16 protein-coding genes are annotated in these 18,447 nt (G+C 46.0%); 6 read left to right on the top strand and 10 right to left on the bottom strand.

Going from position 1 to position 18,447, the window contains the following annotated elements; all coding sequences use genetic code 11:
• Positions 1 to 87: 87 nt before the first annotated feature.
• The gene (gene uraA / locus D4N35_RS12890) at positions 88 to 1,368 is read left to right on the top strand and encodes a uracil permease (RefSeq protein WP_120074280.1); all 1,281 of its coding nucleotides are present in this window, start codon (positions 88 to 90) and stop codon (positions 1,366 to 1,368) included.
• An 88-nt stretch (positions 1,369 to 1,456) separates the two neighbouring features.
• Here the strand turns inward: uraA and D4N35_RS12885 are convergent, their stop codons facing one another.
• The 4 genes from D4N35_RS12885 to D4N35_RS12870 all read right to left on the bottom strand — a co-directional run bounded on the left by D4N35_RS12885 (position 1,457) and on the right by D4N35_RS12870 (position 9,352).
• On the bottom strand, positions 1,457 to 2,662 hold the full coding sequence (locus tag D4N35_RS12885; RefSeq protein WP_120074278.1) for a dicarboxylate/amino acid:cation symporter: 1,206 nt from the start codon (positions 2,660 to 2,662) through the stop codon (positions 1,457 to 1,459).
• Positions 2,663 to 2,700: 38 nt separating this feature from the next.
• Complete coding sequence (locus D4N35_RS12880; protein WP_120074276.1) at positions 2,701 to 3,930, bottom strand: threonine synthase; 1,230 nt, start codon at positions 3,928 to 3,930, stop codon at positions 2,701 to 2,703.
• 619 nt (positions 3,931 to 4,549) lie between these two features.
• Positions 4,550 to 6,016: a catalase KatA gene (katA, locus tag D4N35_RS12875; RefSeq protein WP_430722745.1), complete on the bottom strand. Its 1,467-nt coding sequence runs from the start codon at positions 6,014 to 6,016 to the stop codon at positions 4,550 to 4,552.
• Positions 6,017 to 6,178: 162 nt separating this feature from the next.
• Positions 6,179 to 9,352, bottom strand: coding sequence for a DEAD/DEAH box helicase (locus D4N35_RS12870; protein ID WP_120074274.1), 3,174 nt, complete (start codon positions 9,350 to 9,352; stop codon positions 6,179 to 6,181).
• A gap of 179 nt (positions 9,353 to 9,531) precedes the next feature.
• Here D4N35_RS12870 and D4N35_RS12865 point away from each other — a divergent pair, with 179 nt between their 5' ends.
• Complete coding sequence (locus D4N35_RS12865) at positions 9,532 to 10,608, top strand: mechanosensitive ion channel family protein (RefSeq protein WP_120074272.1); 1,077 nt, start codon at positions 9,532 to 9,534, stop codon at positions 10,606 to 10,608.
• Positions 10,609 to 10,765: 157 nt separating this feature from the next.
• On the top strand, positions 10,766 to 11,104 hold the full coding sequence (ytxJ, locus tag D4N35_RS12860; RefSeq protein WP_120074269.1) for a bacillithiol system redox-active protein YtxJ: 339 nt from the start codon (positions 10,766 to 10,768) through the stop codon (positions 11,102 to 11,104).
• Positions 11,105 to 11,131: 27 nt separating this feature from the next.
• Here the strand turns inward: ytxJ and D4N35_RS12855 are convergent, their stop codons facing one another.
• On the bottom strand, positions 11,132 to 12,427 hold the full coding sequence (locus tag D4N35_RS12855; protein ID WP_120074267.1) for a Zn-dependent hydrolase: 1,296 nt from the start codon (positions 12,425 to 12,427) through the stop codon (positions 11,132 to 11,134).
• Positions 12,428 to 12,575: 148 nt separating this feature from the next.
• Between D4N35_RS12855 and D4N35_RS12850 the strand changes: the two genes are divergently transcribed.
• From D4N35_RS12850 to D4N35_RS18135, 3 genes are read left to right on the top strand one after another with little or no spacing between them, the layout of a single operon-like run.
• Complete coding sequence (locus tag D4N35_RS12850; protein WP_120074265.1) at positions 12,576 to 13,199, top strand: flavin reductase family protein; 624 nt, start codon at positions 12,576 to 12,578, stop codon at positions 13,197 to 13,199.
• A gap of 46 nt (positions 13,200 to 13,245) precedes the next feature.
• Complete coding sequence (locus tag D4N35_RS18140; protein ID WP_164876366.1) at positions 13,246 to 13,392, top strand: hypothetical protein; 147 nt, start codon at positions 13,246 to 13,248, stop codon at positions 13,390 to 13,392.
• Positions 13,393 to 13,397: 5 nt separating this feature from the next.
• The gene (locus tag D4N35_RS18135) at positions 13,398 to 13,562 is read left to right on the top strand and encodes a hypothetical protein (RefSeq protein ID WP_164876365.1); all 165 of its coding nucleotides are present in this window, start codon (positions 13,398 to 13,400) and stop codon (positions 13,560 to 13,562) included.
• Between the two features lie 41 nt (positions 13,563 to 13,603).
• On the opposite strand, the gene D4N35_RS12845 is transcribed toward D4N35_RS18135, so the two are convergent.
• The 5 genes from D4N35_RS12845 to D4N35_RS12825 all read right to left on the bottom strand — a co-directional run bounded on the left by D4N35_RS12845 (position 13,604) and on the right by D4N35_RS12825 (position 18,408).
• Positions 13,604 to 15,226 (bottom strand): Na/Pi cotransporter family protein, encoded by a 1,623-nt coding sequence (locus D4N35_RS12845; RefSeq protein WP_120074263.1) that lies wholly within the window; start codon positions 15,224 to 15,226, stop codon positions 13,604 to 13,606.
• Between the two features lie 543 nt (positions 15,227 to 15,769).
• A complete protein-coding gene (locus tag D4N35_RS12840; protein WP_120074260.1) occupies positions 15,770 to 16,783 on the bottom strand; it encodes a ThiF family adenylyltransferase in 1,014 nt (337 codons plus the stop codon).
• Positions 16,780 to 17,553, bottom strand: coding sequence for a thiazole synthase (locus D4N35_RS12835; protein WP_120074258.1), 774 nt, complete (start codon positions 17,551 to 17,553; stop codon positions 16,780 to 16,782). The genes D4N35_RS12840 and D4N35_RS12835 overlap by 4 nt, the downstream gene beginning before the upstream one ends.
• A gap of 4 nt (positions 17,554 to 17,557) precedes the next feature.
• Positions 17,558 to 17,758, bottom strand: coding sequence for a sulfur carrier protein ThiS (thiS, locus tag D4N35_RS12830; protein WP_120074256.1), 201 nt, complete (start codon positions 17,756 to 17,758; stop codon positions 17,558 to 17,560).
• Between the two features lie 5 nt (positions 17,759 to 17,763).
• On the bottom strand, positions 17,764 to 18,408 hold the full coding sequence (locus D4N35_RS12825; RefSeq protein WP_164876364.1) for a thiamine phosphate synthase: 645 nt from the start codon (positions 18,406 to 18,408) through the stop codon (positions 17,764 to 17,766).
• Positions 18,409 to 18,447: the final 39 nt, after the last annotated feature.

Raw genomic sequence — 18,447 nt, 5'->3', positions numbered from 1 at the left:
TTTTGCTGTGGAAATGTAGCCAAGCACCTTGCCTTTGAGGTAAGGTGCTTTTCATTTTCAAAAATAACATGAATTGGAGAGAAAAAGATGAGTCAAAGAGAAATCCAGGTGGATGAGCGTTTGCCCATCCTGCAGAGCCTTCCGCTCAGTTTCCAGCATTTATTTGCCATGTTCGGCTCCACTGTCCTGGTACCGCTCCTGTTTGAAGTGGACCCCGCGACGATCCTGCTGATGAACGGTCTTGGCACACTGCTTTATATTTTTATTACAAAAGGGAAAATCCCTGCTTATCTCGGATCAAGCTTTGCCTTTATCTCCCCTGTTTTTGCTGTATTGTCCAAATATGCAGGAGGGGAAGGATATGCTTATGCACTTGGAGGCTTCCTTGCGGTCGGAGTAACGCTCGTCATTATTGCATTGATAGTCAAACTTGTAGGAACCGCCTGGATTGACGTGATCTTCCCGCCAGCAGCCATGGGCGCCATCGTAGCCGTCATCGGATTGGAGCTTGTTCCTACCGCGGCTGACATGGCAGGACTGTTGAAACCCGCCGATGCCCCCGACACATGGGCAGCCGATCCGAAGGTAATTACCGTCTCGTTGCTGACATTGGCCATCACGATTATTTGCTGGGTGACCATGCGCGGCTTTTTGAAAATCATCCCGATTCTCATCGGCATTGTTTCAGGGTACATCATAGCTCTTGCCATGAACATGGTGGATTTGACGGCCGTTCGGGATGCAGCCTGGATTTCCGCTCCGACTTATTATGCGATGAAATTCAACTGGGCGGATGTCCTGCTGATTCTTCCAGCTGCCCTGGTGCTTGTTCCGGAACACATCGGCCACCTTGTTGTAACGGGCAATATTGTAAAAAAAGATTTGGTAAAAGATCCCGGTCTCGACCGGTCATTAATGAGTAACGGTATTTCAACGATCATCTCAAGCTTTGTCGGATCCACTCCGAATACGACATATGGGGAAAATATCGGCGTTCTGGCTATCACCCGAGTATACTCAACTTGGATTATCGGAATTGCCTCGGTTATTGCTGTCCTTCTATCTTTTTGCGGAAAATTGGCAGCTCTGATCTCTTCCATTCCGACTCCGGTCATGGGCGGCATCTCGCTGTTATTATTCGGAATCATTGCCGTCAGCGGCATCCGCATGCTTGTTGAGGCAAACGTAGATTACAACGTGTCTTACAACATGATTTTGACTTGTGTCGTCCTTGCCATCGGAATCAGCGGAGCATCCATCAAGATCGGAACCGTTCCGTTGTCGGGAATGGGACTTGCAACCGTTGTGGCGATCGTTTTGAGCCTGTTCTTTAAGCTGTTGGAAAAATTGAATTTGACGAATGAATAGGACCCCGGTTTTTACTATAAAATGCATTGTTACGGGATCTAAAACGGCGCAGGGAATTCCGCTTCCCTGCGCCGTTTTTTCATATCCCTCAGGCCCCTTTCTTGATCGCCGCATCAGGCTTCCCGCCTTCCACCACGACACATGCTGAGGCATCCCCCACAATATTTACCGAAGTTCTCAGCATATCAAGAATCCGGTCGATTCCCGCAATCAAGGCGATTCCTTCCAAAGGCAAATTGACGGCTGTCAGCACCATCGTCAGCATGATCAATCCTGCACCCGGCACACCCGCCGCTCCAATGGAAGCCAATGTTCCCATTAACGCCGCGATCAGAATTTGAGCCACTGTCAATTCCACACCAAAATATTGCGCGATGAACATGACGGCAATCCCCTGATAAATCGCTGTGCCGTCCATATTAATCGTTGCCCCGAGCGGCAAGACGAAACTGCTCGTTTCTTTTGAGACTCCTAAATTTTCTTGAGTGTTTTTCATCGTAACCGGCAGTGTGCCTGAGCTGCTGCAAGTAGCAAAAGCAACCGAGGCAGCGGGGAAGATCCCTTTAAAAAATTGATAAGGATCCATTTTTCCAAGTGCCTTGACTGCTGCCGAATAGACAAGTGCCACATGTACAATCACAGCAACTACCATGGCAATGATCACTTTGATCAACGGCATCAATACGGAAGCGCCGTACGTTCCAACAATAGGAGCAAGCAATCCGAAGATGCCAATCGGAACGAGCTTCATGACAATGCCCGTAATTTTATACATCACTTCGGACAATCCTTCAAAAAACCGCTGGACCGGAACGGCCTTTTCCCCGACAAGCGAAATGCCGATCCCGAGAAAAATCGCAAAGAAAATGATCTGCAGGACTGCTCCGGTTGTCAGCGCTTCGACCGGATTCTCAGGAATAATATTTAATAAAGTCTGAATGACACCCCCTGATTCAGGAGCTTCCACTTCAGCTCCCTGTACAGCAAGGTCCACACCGGCCCCCGGCTGAAAAACAAATCCGGCAAACAGGCCAAGGGCAATGGCAATAAAACTCGTCACCAGAAAGTACCCAATCGCTTTTCCACCCAAGCTGCCCAGTTTTTTCATACTTCCTGCGCTTGTCACACCGACCACAATGGTCGAGAGGATCAAAGGAACAATGATAAATTTAATAAGCCTTAAAAACAGATCGCCCAATGGCTGGACAACTGCCGCTTTTTCGCCGAAAATGATTCCGGCGATAATGGCAAGGATAAAGGCCGCAAAAATTTGAAGCATGAAGTTCTTTTTCATAGACAAGCCCTCCTCGTATTGCTGATGAGGGAAGAACGTTACGGCAATACTGGGAGACTGTCAATGGACTCATCAGGCTGCAGTACAGGAAGGTTTATCTCTTCATTGTCCATATATTTCAAGCCTATACCAGTATTGATGACAATCACTCTCTCATTCTCTTTTATCCAGCCAATTTTCCTAAGCTTTCGCGCTGCCAAAAACGCTGCCGCCCCTTCCGGACATATAAAGGCTCCTTCTTTCCTGATTATGTTTTTCTGTTCTTTTAAAATATCTTCATCTTTGACAGCCAATGCGCACCCGTTTGTTTCATAGATGGCCTGGAGAACCAGAAAATCGCCCAAAGCCTTCGGAACATTGATCCCGAACGCCACCGTGCGTGAATCAGGCCAAAATTCTGATTCTCTTTTTCCCTCTTTCCAGGCTTTGACGATGGGGGCACAGCCTTCCGCCTGCACTGCAACAAACCGGGGCATTTTTTTGCTGCCAACCCAACCAAGCTCTTGAAGCTCCTTAAATGCCTTATAAATGGCTATAAGTCCGACTCCACCGCCTGCCGGGTATAAAATGACATCAGGTGTTTCCCAGTGAAGCTGCTCCGCGATTTCAAACCCCATCGTTTTCTTCCCTTCGATCCGGTACGGCTCTTTTAACGTTGAGACATCATATAAATGGAAATCAGCGGCAGCCTTTGCAGCAATTTTTCCTGCATCACTGATCACTCCATTGACTAAATATAAATGGGAGCCCGCGGAAGCCACTTCGGACCGGATCATGGCCGGTGCACTCCCAGGCATGATAATCACCGCTTGAATACCGGCCTTGGAAGAATAAAGCGACCAGGCGGCACCTGCGTTTCCATTCGTCGGCATCACCAGTCCTTTAACGCCCAATTCCTTCGCTTTCGATACACCTACTGCAGCTCCCCGCGCCTTAAATGTGCCTGTTGGCGCAATCCCTTCATCCTTCATATACAAATGGGCGATGTCCATATCGGAGCCAAGCTTTTTCATCGTAATCAAGGGGGTCATCCCTTCTCCGAGCGATACGATGTTTTCGGGACTTTGAACAGGAAGCAGCTCATGGTAGCGCCAAAGATCATGATTTCTAATTAACAACTCATTTGGCTTAAAATCTTTTGCCAGTTTCTTTAAATCGTAGTTCACTAACAGCGGTGAACCGCACTCGCAAAGCTGTTGAACCGTATCCGGGTTGTATGTCCTCGAACATTTTGAGCAGGATAAATGTGTCATATAACTGAACATCATAACGTTTCCTCCCTCGTTCAATCATATGACTGCAAGTTATAATGATATGATGATGATGTGCAAAATTTACGAACGACTGGCAGAAGGCCCGGTATTTCAATGCCGGGATGAATGCCAGTAGCATAGATTTAAAAAAGAAATCGGCCCTTGCATTTATTTTTTAAATATTATATTATTAATACAGAACGTGAGTTCGAAAGATATAACCTTTGTCGTGATGAAACCCACGAAAGATAGGCATATCTCCTGTCGCAAGACAGTGGGTGCAAATGTCTATTGGTGTTGTATAGGTCAAACACCGGATGCGTACGTTAAGTTGTGAGAGCCGACCGCAAGGGAAGCCTCGAGCGAGTCCCCTCGTTCGACAGAACGATTTGTGCGCGAACGCCGTGTGGAAAAGCTCCAGTCCGCAGCCAGAACCTCATCCGGAAAGGGAAAAGCACAAAGTACACACGCGCCATTGCGATTTGTCGCAATGGAACCGTGACCCTTTAGGGTCCGGGAACCTCCCCATTTTAATGGGGAGAGGTTTCAGTTTTCCTTGTAATCTTTAACACCGATTTATCAGCACGTAAAAATAAGAGAGCTGATTGTTACAGCTCTCTTATTTTTACGTGTATTAAGATTTTACTTCATTTGCAGGGACTTCCAGTCCCAATCCCTCAGCGACTTTTGTTCCGTATTCCGGATCGGCTTTGTAGAAATGGCCGATCTGGCGAAGCTTGATTTCATCTTTTTCAACAGGCTTCATCGCCGCAACGATGTTGGCAACGAGGCGTTCACGCTCCTCTTTGCTCATTAAGCGGTACAAATCCCCTGCCTGTGTGTAATGGTCGTTGTGGTCATAACTTACACTTGCAGCTTCACCCGAAACCGGATATGGAGCCGGCCTGTCTACAGGAGATTCTTTCGGTCCGCCGTAGCTGTTAGGCTCGTAATATACAGAGCCGCCGCCGTTGTTGTCAAAACGCATTGCACCATCACGTTGATAATTCTTAATTTCATTGAGCGGGCGGTTGATCGGCAGCATATGATGGTTTGCCCCAACACGGTAGCGATGGGCATCATGGTAAGCGAACAAACGCCCCTGCAGCATTTTATCAGGGGAAACATCAATTCCCGGTACAAGCGTTCCAGGTGAGAATGTCGCCTGCTCAACCTCCGCAAAGTAATTTTCCGGATTGCGGTTTAATGTCATCCTGCCGACTTCAATCAGTGGATAATCTTTTTGCGACCATACTTTCGTGACATCAAATGGATCGAACCGGTACGTATCGGCATCTTCCAACGGCATGATCTGAACGTACAACGTCCATGATGGATAGTCACCATTCTTAATCGCATTGAACAAATCTTCTGTATGGTAATCGGGATTTTCCCCTGCAAGCTTGGCTGCAAGATTCACATCCAGGTTTTTAATGCCCTGGTCTGTCTTAAAATGATATTTTACCCAGACACTTTCTCCTTCTTCATTTGTCCATTTGAATGTATGGCTTCCAAAACCATGCATATGGCGGAATGTTGCCGGAATGCCCCTGTCGGACATTAAAATGGTAACCTGGTGCAGTGATTCAGGCGACAGTGACCAGAAATCCCATACGGCATTCGGATTTTTCAAATGCGTTTGCGGATCTCTTTTTTGTGTATGGATAAAGTCCGGGAATTTGATCGCATCCCGTATGAAAAAGACAGGCGTATTATTCCCGACTAAATCATAGTTTCCGTCTTCTGTGTAAAATTTCACCGCAAACCCGCGCGGATCCCTGACAGTATCCGCAGATCCCAATTCACCCGCTACCGTTGAAAATCGTACAAATGTCGGCGTACGTTTGCCCACTTCGGATAAAAACTTCGCTTTCGTATATTTAGTCACATCATTTGTCACTTCAAAATAGCCGTGTGCGCCGGCGCCTTTCGCATGCACGACCCGCTCCGGAACCCGTTCCCTGTTGAAATGGGCCAGCTTTTCCAAAAGGTGGACATCTTGAATAAGTGTCGGGCCGCGTGATCCGGCCGTCATGGAATTTTGATTGTCTCCTACCGGAGCTCCCCAGCTTGTCGTCAATTTATGATTGCTATTCGTCAATTTTATCCCCGCCTTATTTATAATAATTATAATGTAACTACATAGTAGCATGAGCAATAATTATTTTCAAGTTAAAATAATTATTATTTAAAATTGGATATAATTCCCTCATGACAAAAAAACAGCTATCCTAAGACAGCTGCTATTATCACTATATTCACCTTACATACTTAATATTTCTTTTATATCGTCTTCCGTTAAACTGGAGAGCATCGTTTCGCCCGGCTGGATGACCTGTTCGATCAGTTCCCGTTTTTTCTGCTGCAATTGATAAATCTTTTCTTCAATCGTCCCTTTCGTGATCAGCCGGATCACCTGGACGACATTTTTTTGCCCAAAGCGATGCGCTCTTCCAGCGGCCTGGTCTTCCACAGCAGGGTTCCACCATAAATCGTAAAGGATCACTGTATCGGCGGCCGTCAGATTCAAACCGGTCCCTCCCGCCTTCAGCGAAATGAGAAAAATGGCCTTCTCTCCGTTATTGAATTGCTCACTCATTCTCAGCCGCTCCTGTGAGGGCGTCTGCCCGTTCAAATAAAAATGAGGATACCCCGCTTTTACCAGTTCCTGTTGAATGATTTCCAGCATGCTCGTAAATTGGGAGAAAATCAGGAGCTTTTTCCCATTCTCAATGGAGGCTTCAACAGTTTCCATCAACTGTTCCAGCTTACCAGACTTGCCTTCATAATTTTCCAGGAAAAGCGATGGATGGCAGCAAAGCTGGCGAAGGCGTGTAATGCCTGCCAAAATTTTCATCCGGCTTTTTTGAAATCCCTCTCCCTGCAATGAAGCTGCGGTTTCTTCCTGAATCCGCTGCAAGTACCCCAAATACAGCTCCTTCTGCTCCTTTGACAGTTCGGTAATATGGGTGGATTCGATTTTTTCCGGCAGCTCCTTCAATACATCGGTTTTGAGCCTGCGTAAAATAAACGGCTTGATGATTTGCGAAATTTTTTCAGGTTCCAGCTTTTTAAAATCCTTCAGGCCGGGGAATAGCCCCGGCATAATCGCTTGGAAAATTCCCCACAGTTCATCGACTGAATTCTCAATTGGCGTTCCGCTTAAAGCGAATTTTCGCGATGCCCTGATGCTTCTGACGGCGGCAGCAGATTTCGTCGTGTAATTCTTGATAAACTGCGCTTCGTCCAAAATGAGCGTGTGGAACTGTTCGTTTTTATAAAGGTCGATGTCCTGTCTAAGTGTCGAGTAAGACGTAATATAAACATCGGCATCCTGCAGGGCCAGGGCTTTCTCCCTTTCCTCCCGCGTCCCGGACACAACAACAGCCCTTACCGATGGGGCAAACTTGTTCCATTCACTCTGCCAGTTATAGATCAATGACGCCGGTGCCACGATCAAATGCCGGTTCCCTTCCTGTTCCGATAAAAGATAAGCAATGCTTTGCAGTGTCTTACCCAATCCCATATCGTCTGCCAAAATTCCGCCGAGATGATATTCCGATAAAGAACGAAACCATTGGTATCCGGTTTTCTGGTATTCTCTCATAGAGGCTTTCAAACCTTCAGGCAATGGATAAATCTGCTCTTCCGGCTTTTTCAAATGATCAAGCAGTCTTTTAAAGGCAGGATCATACTGCTTTTTTGTCCGCAGCGCTTCATCTATTTGCACGCCGCGAAATATTGGAACATGGACACTCCCTTCTTCCAATTCCTCCTTGCTGACGCGCAGGTCCGTAAAAAGCTCCTGAAGCGATTGAAATTCATCCGTCTCAAGCGATAGAAAAGCCCCGTTTCTCATTCGGTAAAAACGCTTTTTCTCAATCGCGGTTCTCATAATATCAGCAATCTCTTCATCATCGATCCCTTCAAGCTGGAAGCTGATTTCCAGCAGACCCGCTGATTCTTCCGTTTCGACGTTCGTTTTAGGGACGGGCTGCTCCAAGGAAACAATCCGGCGGATATTGTTTGTCAGAAATAATTCGCACCGCTCTCCAAGCGCCGGCAGGATGAAAAACAGAAATTCATAGAGCTCTTCCTCTTCCAGTTGAAGATGCAGTTCTTTTCCGTTATATTTCATTCCGGCGTTTTCGATGATCGTCATGATTTCCTTCTCTTTTTCGACATCCCTGATTAAAATTTTTCCCGGCTCTTCATGCTGATAAAATGGGTCTACGGTTAAACCGCCATAATCATACTCCAGCTTTGCCTTGATAGTATCGCCGTCCAGGTCGATATATGCTTTTGCTGTCAGCGGAACCTGGATGATCTGTTCTTTCACCTTTTCTGCAACTCGGACAGTACCCAGCTTTTCCAACCGCGGCAAAACTTCGGACACAAAAGCATCCGCCTGATCCTTAGCGATGGATATTTTACTGTTTTTCGTTTGAATCTTTAAGATTTTTTCGATGAAAGGAAGAAGGTCAGGCTGCGGAAAATAAATGTCTCCATTTAAAAAGACCAGATCATACGGCCCCATATAAACGGCATTTTCGATATTGGGCAGCAACAGCTCAAGATCATTTTCCTTATTTTTTCCGAGTTCATATTGGAAGGGAAACTCTTCCTCGATGATCCTGATCCCGGCAAAAGTCCTGGAACCCAATTTGCCAACCGCATGTCTGTCCGTCCATTTTTCCAGTAATGGCCGGGCAAATAACGGAGGGATCATCACGGACCGCGAAGTCGAATAGATGGACGGATTCACATAGTAAGACTTGATGCCTTCGGCATACAGCTTTTCATTTTCGATGATCAGGTACAGCTCATCTAAAATGGCCATGTCCGCTGGATCTATTTCGTGCTCTTCCGGACTGTAAGTGAATTTCTTTGTAAACGGGTGTTCCTGGCCGCCCTTAATATGTTCAATAAACTCCCCAACATCACGGACAACATACGCATGATCCACGCCTGCCCTTAGCTCTGCGAAAAGAGCCTGGGGATTGGAAAAATCACAATGATACTCAATTTTTAACCGCTTTTTCCCGAAAGATGGAATGATTTGCTGGACGGAAGTGCCCCCATCAAGCAATTGGAGCAAATCTGCCGCGGCATGATACCTGTCATACGACCTGCCTCTTGCCTGCAGCAATTCATCTTGCTTTTCGCAGATTTCAAGCATGGCAGCCACTATATGCTTGCATTCATAGTACTGTTCAAACGCGGGACAGTCGCAATATACCGCCACATTCTCCGGAAGCTTGCTTACATTCACTTCCACCAGATAGGAATGGGTCCCTTCTACATATGTCCGGCAAATACCGCTTCCATGCTCAAAATTCAATTTTCCAACCCGGCCCTGGAAATAATATTCCCTTCCCCGCCTGTAAATGGTCGGATGAAACATATCTGCTACTTGGTTCTTCTGTATAAGTGCCAAATTGCAATAAACCCTTCTTTCTATCCGAATTGATTTATCGTTAAAGTTTTATTCTAAAAGTTTATCTTACCTATTTTATCATATTTTCAGACACATTCATATTCCCGAAAAACTGCCGTTTTTCCTTTATAAAACAGGGAAAGGGGGAAAGGAATAATCGTCTTGGGAGGTAGTCATGCTTGGGTGAGAATCAAATGATTCATGGCCTCGATTTCCTGAAAAATTTATCACTCAAAGGCATTCTTCTTTTCTTTGTATATGTTTTTATTATTTTTGCTGTAAAATGGACTGTCCTGTTTATTTTCAAAAAGGTATATACATCAGGAACGTCCAAAGGAAGTTTTATTCCAACTGTTGAAGCCGTTCTCAATTGGCTCGCGTTTTACGGAACCATCCTTTTATTCATCTTTTATTTTTCAAAAGAAAAATGGCTGTTCGCCCCTATTTATAAAGTAAAAGGGATCGATGTTTCCCTCTTCCTGATTCTGGTGGCCTTCATGATTATCACATTCGCAAACCGAATCGTAAAAGTATTTAACACCCATGTCATGCCGCTCGCTTACAAAAGGTTTCATGTAGATGCCGGTACCGGCTATACGATCAACCGCCTCATTTACTATACAGTGATGATGATTGCCATCATGATCAGCTTTGCCATTGTCGGCTTTAATTGGAAAGCGATTGCCGTCATAGTCAGTACACTTGGCATTGGTGTAGGATTCGGGCTTCGAAATGTGGCAGCGAATTTCATCTCAGGGCTGATCATTTTATTCGAAAAGCCGCTGGAGGTTGGTGAAGTAATTGAAGTCGACGGCAAGACAGGAGTAGTGACAAAAATAAAGTTGAGGTCCACTTCCATAAAGCTGTACAAAGAAGGGGCGCTTATTATTCCGAACCAATATCTCATTGAAAACTTGATCAGGAATCTGGAGGGCGAAAAACTTTATACGAATATTACTGTCGGCGTAGCTTATGGGACGGATACGAAAAAAGCGGAAGCTCTTTTGCAAGAAGCAGCTAATCGGGGGATTGAAGGTGAGGAAGGTGTATTCCCAGACCCTCCGCCATCGGTCCGGCTTACCGACATCCAAGAATCGACTTTGACATTTTCCGTTGCAATCCCGGTTAAAAATACCGAAAGCAAAGAAAAGTTGGAGGATAAACTCCGTCATTTGATCGTCTCTTCTTTTTATAAAAACGATATTCGGCCTGCAGATGTTCCGGATGAATCGGAAGAAGGCAATAAAGGTGATTGATGGAGAGATATTTGGGATAATAAGAAAAGTGGAAGGCTCGTTTAGCGACGGAAGGACTGAGCTTTTGCAGCCAGACACAAAAAGCGAAAAGCGCGGCGTCCAATGCTGGAAGTAAAGCCAGCTCTACAAACTTTAAAGTAATGAAAGGATGATCATCATGGCTGAATTAAAACAAATTACATCTGAAGCAGAATGGGAAGCCCTATTACAGGGTTCAAAAGAGAAACCTGCATTTTTGTTCAAACATAGCACTACATGCCCGGTCAGCGCCAATGCCTATAAAGAATATCAGGAGTTTGCAACTGACCTGGACAAGTATTATTTGATCGTGAGCGAAAGCCGCCCGGTTTCAAATCAAGTAGCGGAGGATTTGGGAATCAAACATGAATCGCCGCAGATTTTCCTTTTAAACGATGGAAAAGCCGCGTGGAACACTTCCCACTGGAATATTACGGAGAAAAATATGAAGGAAGCATTGGAAGAGAATATAAAATAATACTTAAGAGGGCGCGGAGGGCGCCCTTTAATCGTTAGCCAGCCGTTTCAACGCCTTTTTCATCACTTGGATTCCATTCACACAATCCGGCAAGGACGTCCATTCTTCAGGGGAGTGGCTTCTCCCGTTCAAGCTTGGAACAAAAATCATACCGGATGGCACATATTTTCCCATGATCATCGCGTCATGTCCTGCCCCGCTTGGAATGTCGATGGCCGTCAATCCGCTTGTTTCAGCAGCTTCACGGACCGCTTCCTGAATTGTATCCGGGACAACAACAGGCGGGATTTTGACTTCTTCTTTCACTTCTACAGACAGCCCCCGTTTTTGCGCGATTTCCTTCGCCGTATTTTTCAAAGCGGCAATCATTCGGTCTCTCGCATTTTCATCAATATCCCTTGCATCCACCATTAATTCCGTTTTTCCTGCAATCACGTTTGTTCCGTTAGGAAAAATATTCATTTTGCCGACAGTCGCGACAGCCGTTTCGCTAAACATTCTTGGCATTTGTTCAACCGCCAAGATAAACTCCCCGGCTGCAGCCACCGTATCTTTCCGATACTCCATCGGCGTGTTTCCCGCATGGTCTGTTTCACCATAAAATGTAAAGGAAGTCCAGACTGGTCCGGCGATCCCGTTTACGATCCCGATATTTTTCCCTTCCGCCTCCAGCCTTTTTCCCTGCTCAATATGCAATTCCAAAAAAGCATGGATTTCCTTCGGGTTCCGATAAGCGGATGAAATATTGTCGGGGTCGAAGCCGCTTTCCTTCATCGCATCATATAACACTTTTCCGTTCTGGTCCTTAAACTTCATCAGGTCTTCTTTTTTTACTTCTCCCATCAATGTCCTGCTCCCAAACAGGCTGTTGTTGAACCTTGCACCTTCTTCGTCGACAAATACGACGAGTTCAACCGACCTTTTCAAAGGGGCGCCGGACTGGATAAGCGCCTTGACGGCAAGCAGGCTGCTGACGCATCCGAGCGGGCCGTCAAAAGCGCCGCCGTTCGGGACACTGTCCAAATGGGAACCTGTCAACACTGCCGGGAGGCCAGGATTTTCCCCCTCCAGCCTTCCGAATAAGTTTCCAATCGCATCTTCTTTGACGTTCAGGCCTATTTCTTCCATCCATCCGCTGAACAATTGCTTAGCCTGCTTTTCTTCAACTGTATAAGGAAAACGGGAGACCCCCCCTTCCCTTGTTTTACCGATTTGTGCAAGCCCATTAAGCTTTTCCGCCAATTCAGCCGGATCTATCCATTCATACGAAGGACAATCGTTTAATTCTTTCAGCAAACGCTTTTTTGAAAAAACCTTTTCCATCACCCACACCACTTTCAAGGAAGTATTTATATCTTAAGAATAGCGGATGCTAGGAGCCTGGACAAAAGATATATATTCTCTTTTCGCTGGAGCTTGTGTACAATTGAAGTAAAAATTAGTCGGAATCTTTTAAGAAAGGCGGTATTTCATGATCACCCTGGATCCAAATGAACTGAAGGGCAAGGAAATGTACAAACTGTTATCTGGAGCCATCGTTCCTCGCCCTATCGCATTTGTCACAACCTCTTCAACTGTAAATGGAGTGGTCAACGCAGCTCCATTCAGCTTTTTCAATATAATCAGCAGCGACCCCCCGATTATTTCGCTGTCCATCGGAAGACGGAAAGGAAACACCATGAAGGATACGGCACGGAATGCCATTAAAAGTGGTGAGCTTGTCGTACATATAAGCACGGAAAATCTGATTGAAGATATTAACGAAACCGCCGCCTTGCTTCCCGCAGCTCGCAGTGAGCTGGAGTTGACAGGGCTTAACATTGTAGAGAGCACAAAAGTGAGCGTCCCCGGCATTTTGGAAGCAAAGGTCCGATTAGAGTGCCAGCTTGAGCAGCACCACGAAATCAAAAATGACCGCGGCGACACCGTAACTGATTTTCTCATGGCTCGAGTTATATACGTACATATGGATGAAGAAGTATATGACCCCCAAAAAGGCTATGTTTTTACCGAAGCTTTGCGCCCTGTTGCCCGGCTTGCCGGGAATGACTATGCGGAGCTCGGAAAGGTATACAGTTTGCTCCGGCCTGAATAATTTTTTACGAACAAAGGGGACAATAATGGCAAAAGGAGGTCCTCCGATGGAAAAAAATGACCAAAAACTGAATTTAAAAAGAAAACCCAAGGAAGAAGTGTTGGAATGGAGCCCGACCGGATATGGATTTATTGCGGCCGTTCAACAAGATGATGAAGAAACGGATTCTGATGACTATAGCTTGAAAGGATGAAAAAAATGGAGAAATTGAATGAAGAAGCAGCTCCAAACAACAATATGACAAGGGCTGATATTAAATATGCATGGAGGAAAAGCAAGGAGAACCATGAGTTTTCCGAAGAACTCGCCGACGGCGGGGAAAGAAATGAACGTTATAAAGGCCAAGAAAATACAAAAGGTTAAAAGCGGCAGACCGGGCTAACCCCCTGTCTGCCGCCTTTTGTTTAAATATCTCCAATCACAGCCTGCGCGATGTTAACTGCGTGGTCTCCGATACGCTCGAGATTGCTGACAATATCCACATAAACGATTCCGGCTGTACCCGTACACTTATTGTCATTAAGCCGCTGGATATGCTTTTTACGGAGATCCCGCTCCATTTTATTGATCAGCCTTTCATTGGCAAGCACCGCTCCCGCTTTGGATTCATTATCTTCCTGCAAAGCTTCAAGCGCCTGGTGAAGAGTGGAGGAAGTCAATTCGAACATCCTGTCCAAATCTTGGATGGCCGATTCAGAAAACTTCACTTTATTATGGATCTGGCTGTCGACAAGTTCCATGATATTTTCTATATGATCACCGATGCGTTCCAAATCCATCACTGTATTCAAGAGGGAACTGTGGGTTTTCAAGTCCTGATCGGATAAGGAATGGTATGAAATTTGAACCAAATAATCCGTAATGACCTTATCCAGATTGTTCAGGGCGTCTTCTATTTGCGGAAGCAGCTCCCGGTGTTTCTTTTCCCTTGTTTTATAAAAGCCACTTACCTCTTTTAGTCCTTGTTCTGCCAGCTCACCCATTCGAAGAACTTCCTTTTTGCCCTGTCCAAGGGCAACAGACGGGGATTGGCGGATAAAGTTTTCTCCCAAATGAACCGGCCTGAAGTCAATCATCTTATCCTCACCCGGTATGAGTTTCGTGACAATCCAGGCTAATACAGCGATGAAAGGAAATTGTAAAATCGTATTCGACACATTAAATGTTCCGTGGGCAAAAGCAATGGTCATCTTTGGATTCAAGTCCAAGGTTGCCTGCAAATATTCGATAAAATGGGTAAACGGAACGAATAGAATTAAAACAAGAACTGTGCCTATAATATTAAACAGGACATGAGTTAAAGCAGCTCGCTTTGCTGCAATCGAAGCACCAATGGATGCCAATACGGCTGTAATCGTCGTTCCGATATTATCACCGAACAAAATGGGCAAGGCCGCTTGCAAGGTAATGGTGCCTTGATCAAAAAGTGTTTGAAGAAGGGCAATAGATGCCGACGAGCTTTGAACGATAACAGTAAACAGAATACCGGCCAGGACGCCAAGCAGCGGATGATCACTGAGGCTTACTGTTAAATCAGTGAAAAATTGTGCTCCACGAAGTGGCTTCATCGCATCACCCATTAGACTTAAGCCGAAAAACAAAGCGCCAAATCCAAAAATCACTGTTCCAAAGTTATTGACTTTATGATTTTTGAAAAAGAAAATCAAGAAGGCACCAACTGCAATAATCGGCAAGGCATACTCAGAAATATTGATTCCGATAATAAAAGCCGTAACGGTCGTTCCAATATTGGCGCCCATAATGACCCCAATTGCCTGCCTTAACGTCATAAACCCTGCCGTGACCAATCCGATTGTCAAAACCGTCGTTCCGGAACTGGATTGGATTAGACCTGTAACAACAATACCGGTCAACACGCCCAGGACCGGCCTTGTAGTAAACCGGTCAAGCAAATCCCGAAGTCTGTCGCCAGCCGCTTTTTGAAGGCCGTCGCCCATCGTCTTAATCCCGTATAGGAAAATTCCCAGCCCTCCAAAAAACATGAAAAGCAATGTTTGCAGATCCATTTCTTCAGCCCTTTTTTCATATCTTTCGACATTATTTATCCTTAAATAATACTAATGAAGAAGCATCAAAAAGTAAACAGAACCCAATGTAAAGAATTTGTTACAAGAAAGGCGGAAGCGCTCGGTCAACGACGTACAGACCGGACGACGGGGTCTTCATTTTTCCTTCTGTTTGAAGTCATACGCCACATTGCCTACCGTGTTTTCTATTTTATCCTCTGCTCGGAAACATTGACCTCGTTTGCCTACTGTAGTTTCAATTTTACCCTCTACTCGGGAGGCATACACTTCGTTTGCCCACCATGTTTTCTATTTTGCCCTCTGCTTGGGAGGCATTGACCTCGTTTGCCTACTGTGTTTTCTATTTTATCCTCTACTCGGGAGGCATACACCTCAATTGCCTACCGTGTTTTCAGTTTTGTCCTCTGCTTGGGAAGCATTCAGGAAATCTTCGAAGCCAGCTACCCGGAGGCTGGGCTCAATTCTCTTTTCGTAAAATAAAAAGAGCATCCCAACAAATCAGAATGCTCTTCACCTAATTTTTCACCCCAACAGCTTAGACGCAACTGCCTTTGCCTTGACAATATCTTTCGTTCCATGCACCAGCATACGGCCGTCGCGGAATAAAACGATACGGTGTCCGTCAAATTGGCAGGCTACCAAATGCACGTTGGAGATCAAATCAGTTACTATTGGGCGAATGGATTCGGCGAGCGGCCTTAATTCCACATTCCTGTCACGCGACAAGGTCAACTGCACTGTATTCCGTCCGCACAAGACCGCCGTTTTCGTTTGATTTTCCCTTGATAAAAACGGGTAATCTGCTTTTTCAGAACAGCTCGGACAATTAGATCGCCGGAGCGTCATTACATCAATCGCCGCTTGGCCGCCTGTCCAAAGATCAAAGGATTTCAGTCTGGGATCGACTTTTTCCCCGACAATATATTTGAAAACATTCGTCACTTGGTGGGCAGCAACGACCTGGATAATCGGGCTGATGACCCCCGCCGTATCGCAGGTAAGTGTTTGCGGGGGAAGGGTTTCGAGCAAACAATGAAGACAGGGATGACCTCCCAGCCCAATGGGATAAGTCAGCCCATAGCTGGCAACAACCGCTCCCATAAAAAAAGGGATACCCACTTTCAGTGCCGCATCATTCATTAAAAGCCTTGTCTCAATATTGTCCGTAGCATCCACGATCAGCGATTTGCCTCTGGCCAGCTCTTCTGCATTTTCCGGCGTGACATCAGCCACAAAAGTTTCAACTTCAACTGTGCTATTAATATCCCCAAGCCGCTTTTTAGCCGCAACCGCCTTCGGAAGCTGATCCATCACATCCTGCTCGGTATAAAGCTGCTGCCGCTGCAAGTTGCTCCAGTCCAAAACGTCCCGGTCCACAATCGTGAGTTTTCCGACACCGGAGCGGGCAAGCATTTCTGCGCTTGCCGATCCAAGCGCCCCAGCTCCGATAATCAAAACATGGGCCTGCCTGATCTTTTTTTGGCCTTCTTCTCCTATCGGCTCAAACAGTTCCTGCCTGGAATATCGCCCGTTCAAGTCGGAAGCAGCCCTTCCGTCGGGCTGCTGGCCACAGCGTAATCACGCTCATCGATTCTTCCGGCTTCAAAACCAAGACGCCCGGCTTCAATCGCGAGCTTCATGGCTTCAGCCATTTTTACAGGATCTTTTGCACTTGAAACAGCTGTATTCAGCAGGACGGCATCCGCTCCAAGCTCCATGGCATATGCGGCATCTTTCGGGGAACCGATTCCTGCATCAATAATAACCGGCACTTTCGATTGTTCAATAATGAATTTCAGATTGAGCGGATTTAAAATCCCTTTACCTGAACCAATCGGCGAGGCACCCGGCATGACCGCATGAACACCGAGCTCTTCCAGCCTTCTGGCCAATACCACATCATCCGATGTATATGTAAGGACCGTGAAGCCTTCTTCCAATAGCATTTCCGAAGCTTTCAGCGTTTCAACCGGATCCGGCAGAAGCGAACGGTCACAGCCGATGATTTCCACCTTCACCATGTCGCACAACCCTGAAGCCTTGGCCAGCTTCGCTGTTCTGACGGCTTCCTCCGCGGTTTTTGCCCCGGCCGTATTGGGAAGCAGGGTGTATTTTGATAAATCCAGCATTTCCAGGAAATTCGGCTGCGAAGGTTCAAACACATTCATCCTTCTTACTGCAAAAGTAAGAATTTCTGCTTCCGATACACGGACCGCTTCCTTTTGGATCTCAAAGGACGGATATTTTCCTGTGCCAAGCAACAGTCTTGATTGAAAGGTTTTATCCCCTATTTTTAACATGCTCATTTTTTCATCCTCCCCCTACAAAATGGATCATTTCCACTTCATCCCGATCCCGGATCGGGCGATCGTAATCGTCTTTTTGAACAATTTCTTTATTTACTTCCACGATCACGATGCGCTCGGTAAGCTCCAAATGCTCAAGCAGCTGCTGAACATTTGAAACACCTTTTGGCAGCTCATATCGGTTTCCATTTAACGTGATATGCACAGCATTCAACCCCCTTCTAAAAATTGATAAGCTCGGCAGGCTTCATGGTATTCTTCCGCAGCCCTGGCCGGTTTGGCGCTGTCAAAAATTGAAGACATAACGGCAATCCCCCTTATGTTCATCTTGTTCAGTCCCACAACATGCTCAGGCTTGATTCCGCCAATCGCGTATATATTGGACTGCACATTTTCCGCAATCAATTTCAGTTCCTCAAGACCGCGGGCAGGTACACCTTTTTTGCAATCCGTATCATATACATGTCCATATAAAAGCCAGTCGGCTCCTGACCGGCTCGCCTCCCAGGCTTCTTCCGGCGAGTGGATTGACCTTCCGGTACGCAAATTCGGAAAATACGATTTCACTTGCTGCAACGTCAAGCCGTGGCCGGGAAGCTGTACTTTGTTGATGCCCGTCACAACCGCGACATCTACCCTATCATTGATGATCAGCTTTTCTTTCTTGACTTTTGCAGCGGACAGACGGCCGATCAATCGTATGTATTCGTTGGCTGTTTTTGTCCTCTCTCTGATGATAAAATAGTCGACGAACGGCTCAACCTTAACGATGATACGAGCAAGCATGTCGACATCAAACCGGTCATTTGTTACGGCAATCAGCTCCACCCCAAGCCACCTCCTTTGCAAATGCAAATAGCCACCTCCATTTATCCGGGAAGGTGGCATTATAGA

The organism is Siminovitchia fortis (assembly GCF_003605365.2).
Lineage (GTDB): Bacteria > Bacillota > Bacilli > Bacillales > Bacillaceae_C > Siminovitchia > Siminovitchia fortis.
This window is presented reverse-complemented; position numbering and strand designations above follow the sequence as displayed.

Bases quoted from the DNA above. Each gene is read 5' to 3' on its own strand.
- ytxJ (WP_120074269.1), top strand. From the start codon at position 10,766: ATGGCTGAATTAAAACAAATTACATCTGAAGCAGAATGGGAAGCCCTA.
- uraA (WP_120074280.1), top strand. From the start codon at position 88: ATGAGTCAAAGAGAAATCCAGGTGGATGAGCGTTTGCCCATCCTGCAG.
- D4N35_RS12835 (WP_120074258.1), bottom strand. From the start codon at position 17,553: ATGAGCATGTTAAAAATAGGGGATAAAACCTTTCAATCAAGACTGTTG.
- D4N35_RS12880 (WP_120074276.1), bottom strand. From the start codon at position 3,930: ATGATGTTCAGTTATATGACACATTTATCCTGCTCAAAATGTTCGAGG.
- D4N35_RS12885 (WP_120074278.1), bottom strand. From the start codon at position 2,662: ATGAAAAAGAACTTCATGCTTCAAATTTTTGCGGCCTTTATCCTTGCC.
- D4N35_RS18140 (WP_164876366.1), top strand. From the start codon at position 13,246: ATGGAAAAAAATGACCAAAAACTGAATTTAAAAAGAAAACCCAAGGAA.
- D4N35_RS12845 (WP_120074263.1), bottom strand. From the start codon at position 15,226: ATGGATCTGCAAACATTGCTTTTCATGTTTTTTGGAGGGCTGGGAATT.
- D4N35_RS12855 (WP_120074267.1), bottom strand. From the start codon at position 12,427: ATGGAAAAGGTTTTTTCAAAAAAGCGTTTGCTGAAAGAATTAAACGAT.
- D4N35_RS18135 (WP_164876365.1), top strand. From the start codon at position 13,398: ATGGAGAAATTGAATGAAGAAGCAGCTCCAAACAACAATATGACAAGG.
- D4N35_RS12850 (WP_120074265.1), top strand. From the start codon at position 12,576: ATGATCACCCTGGATCCAAATGAACTGAAGGGCAAGGAAATGTACAAA.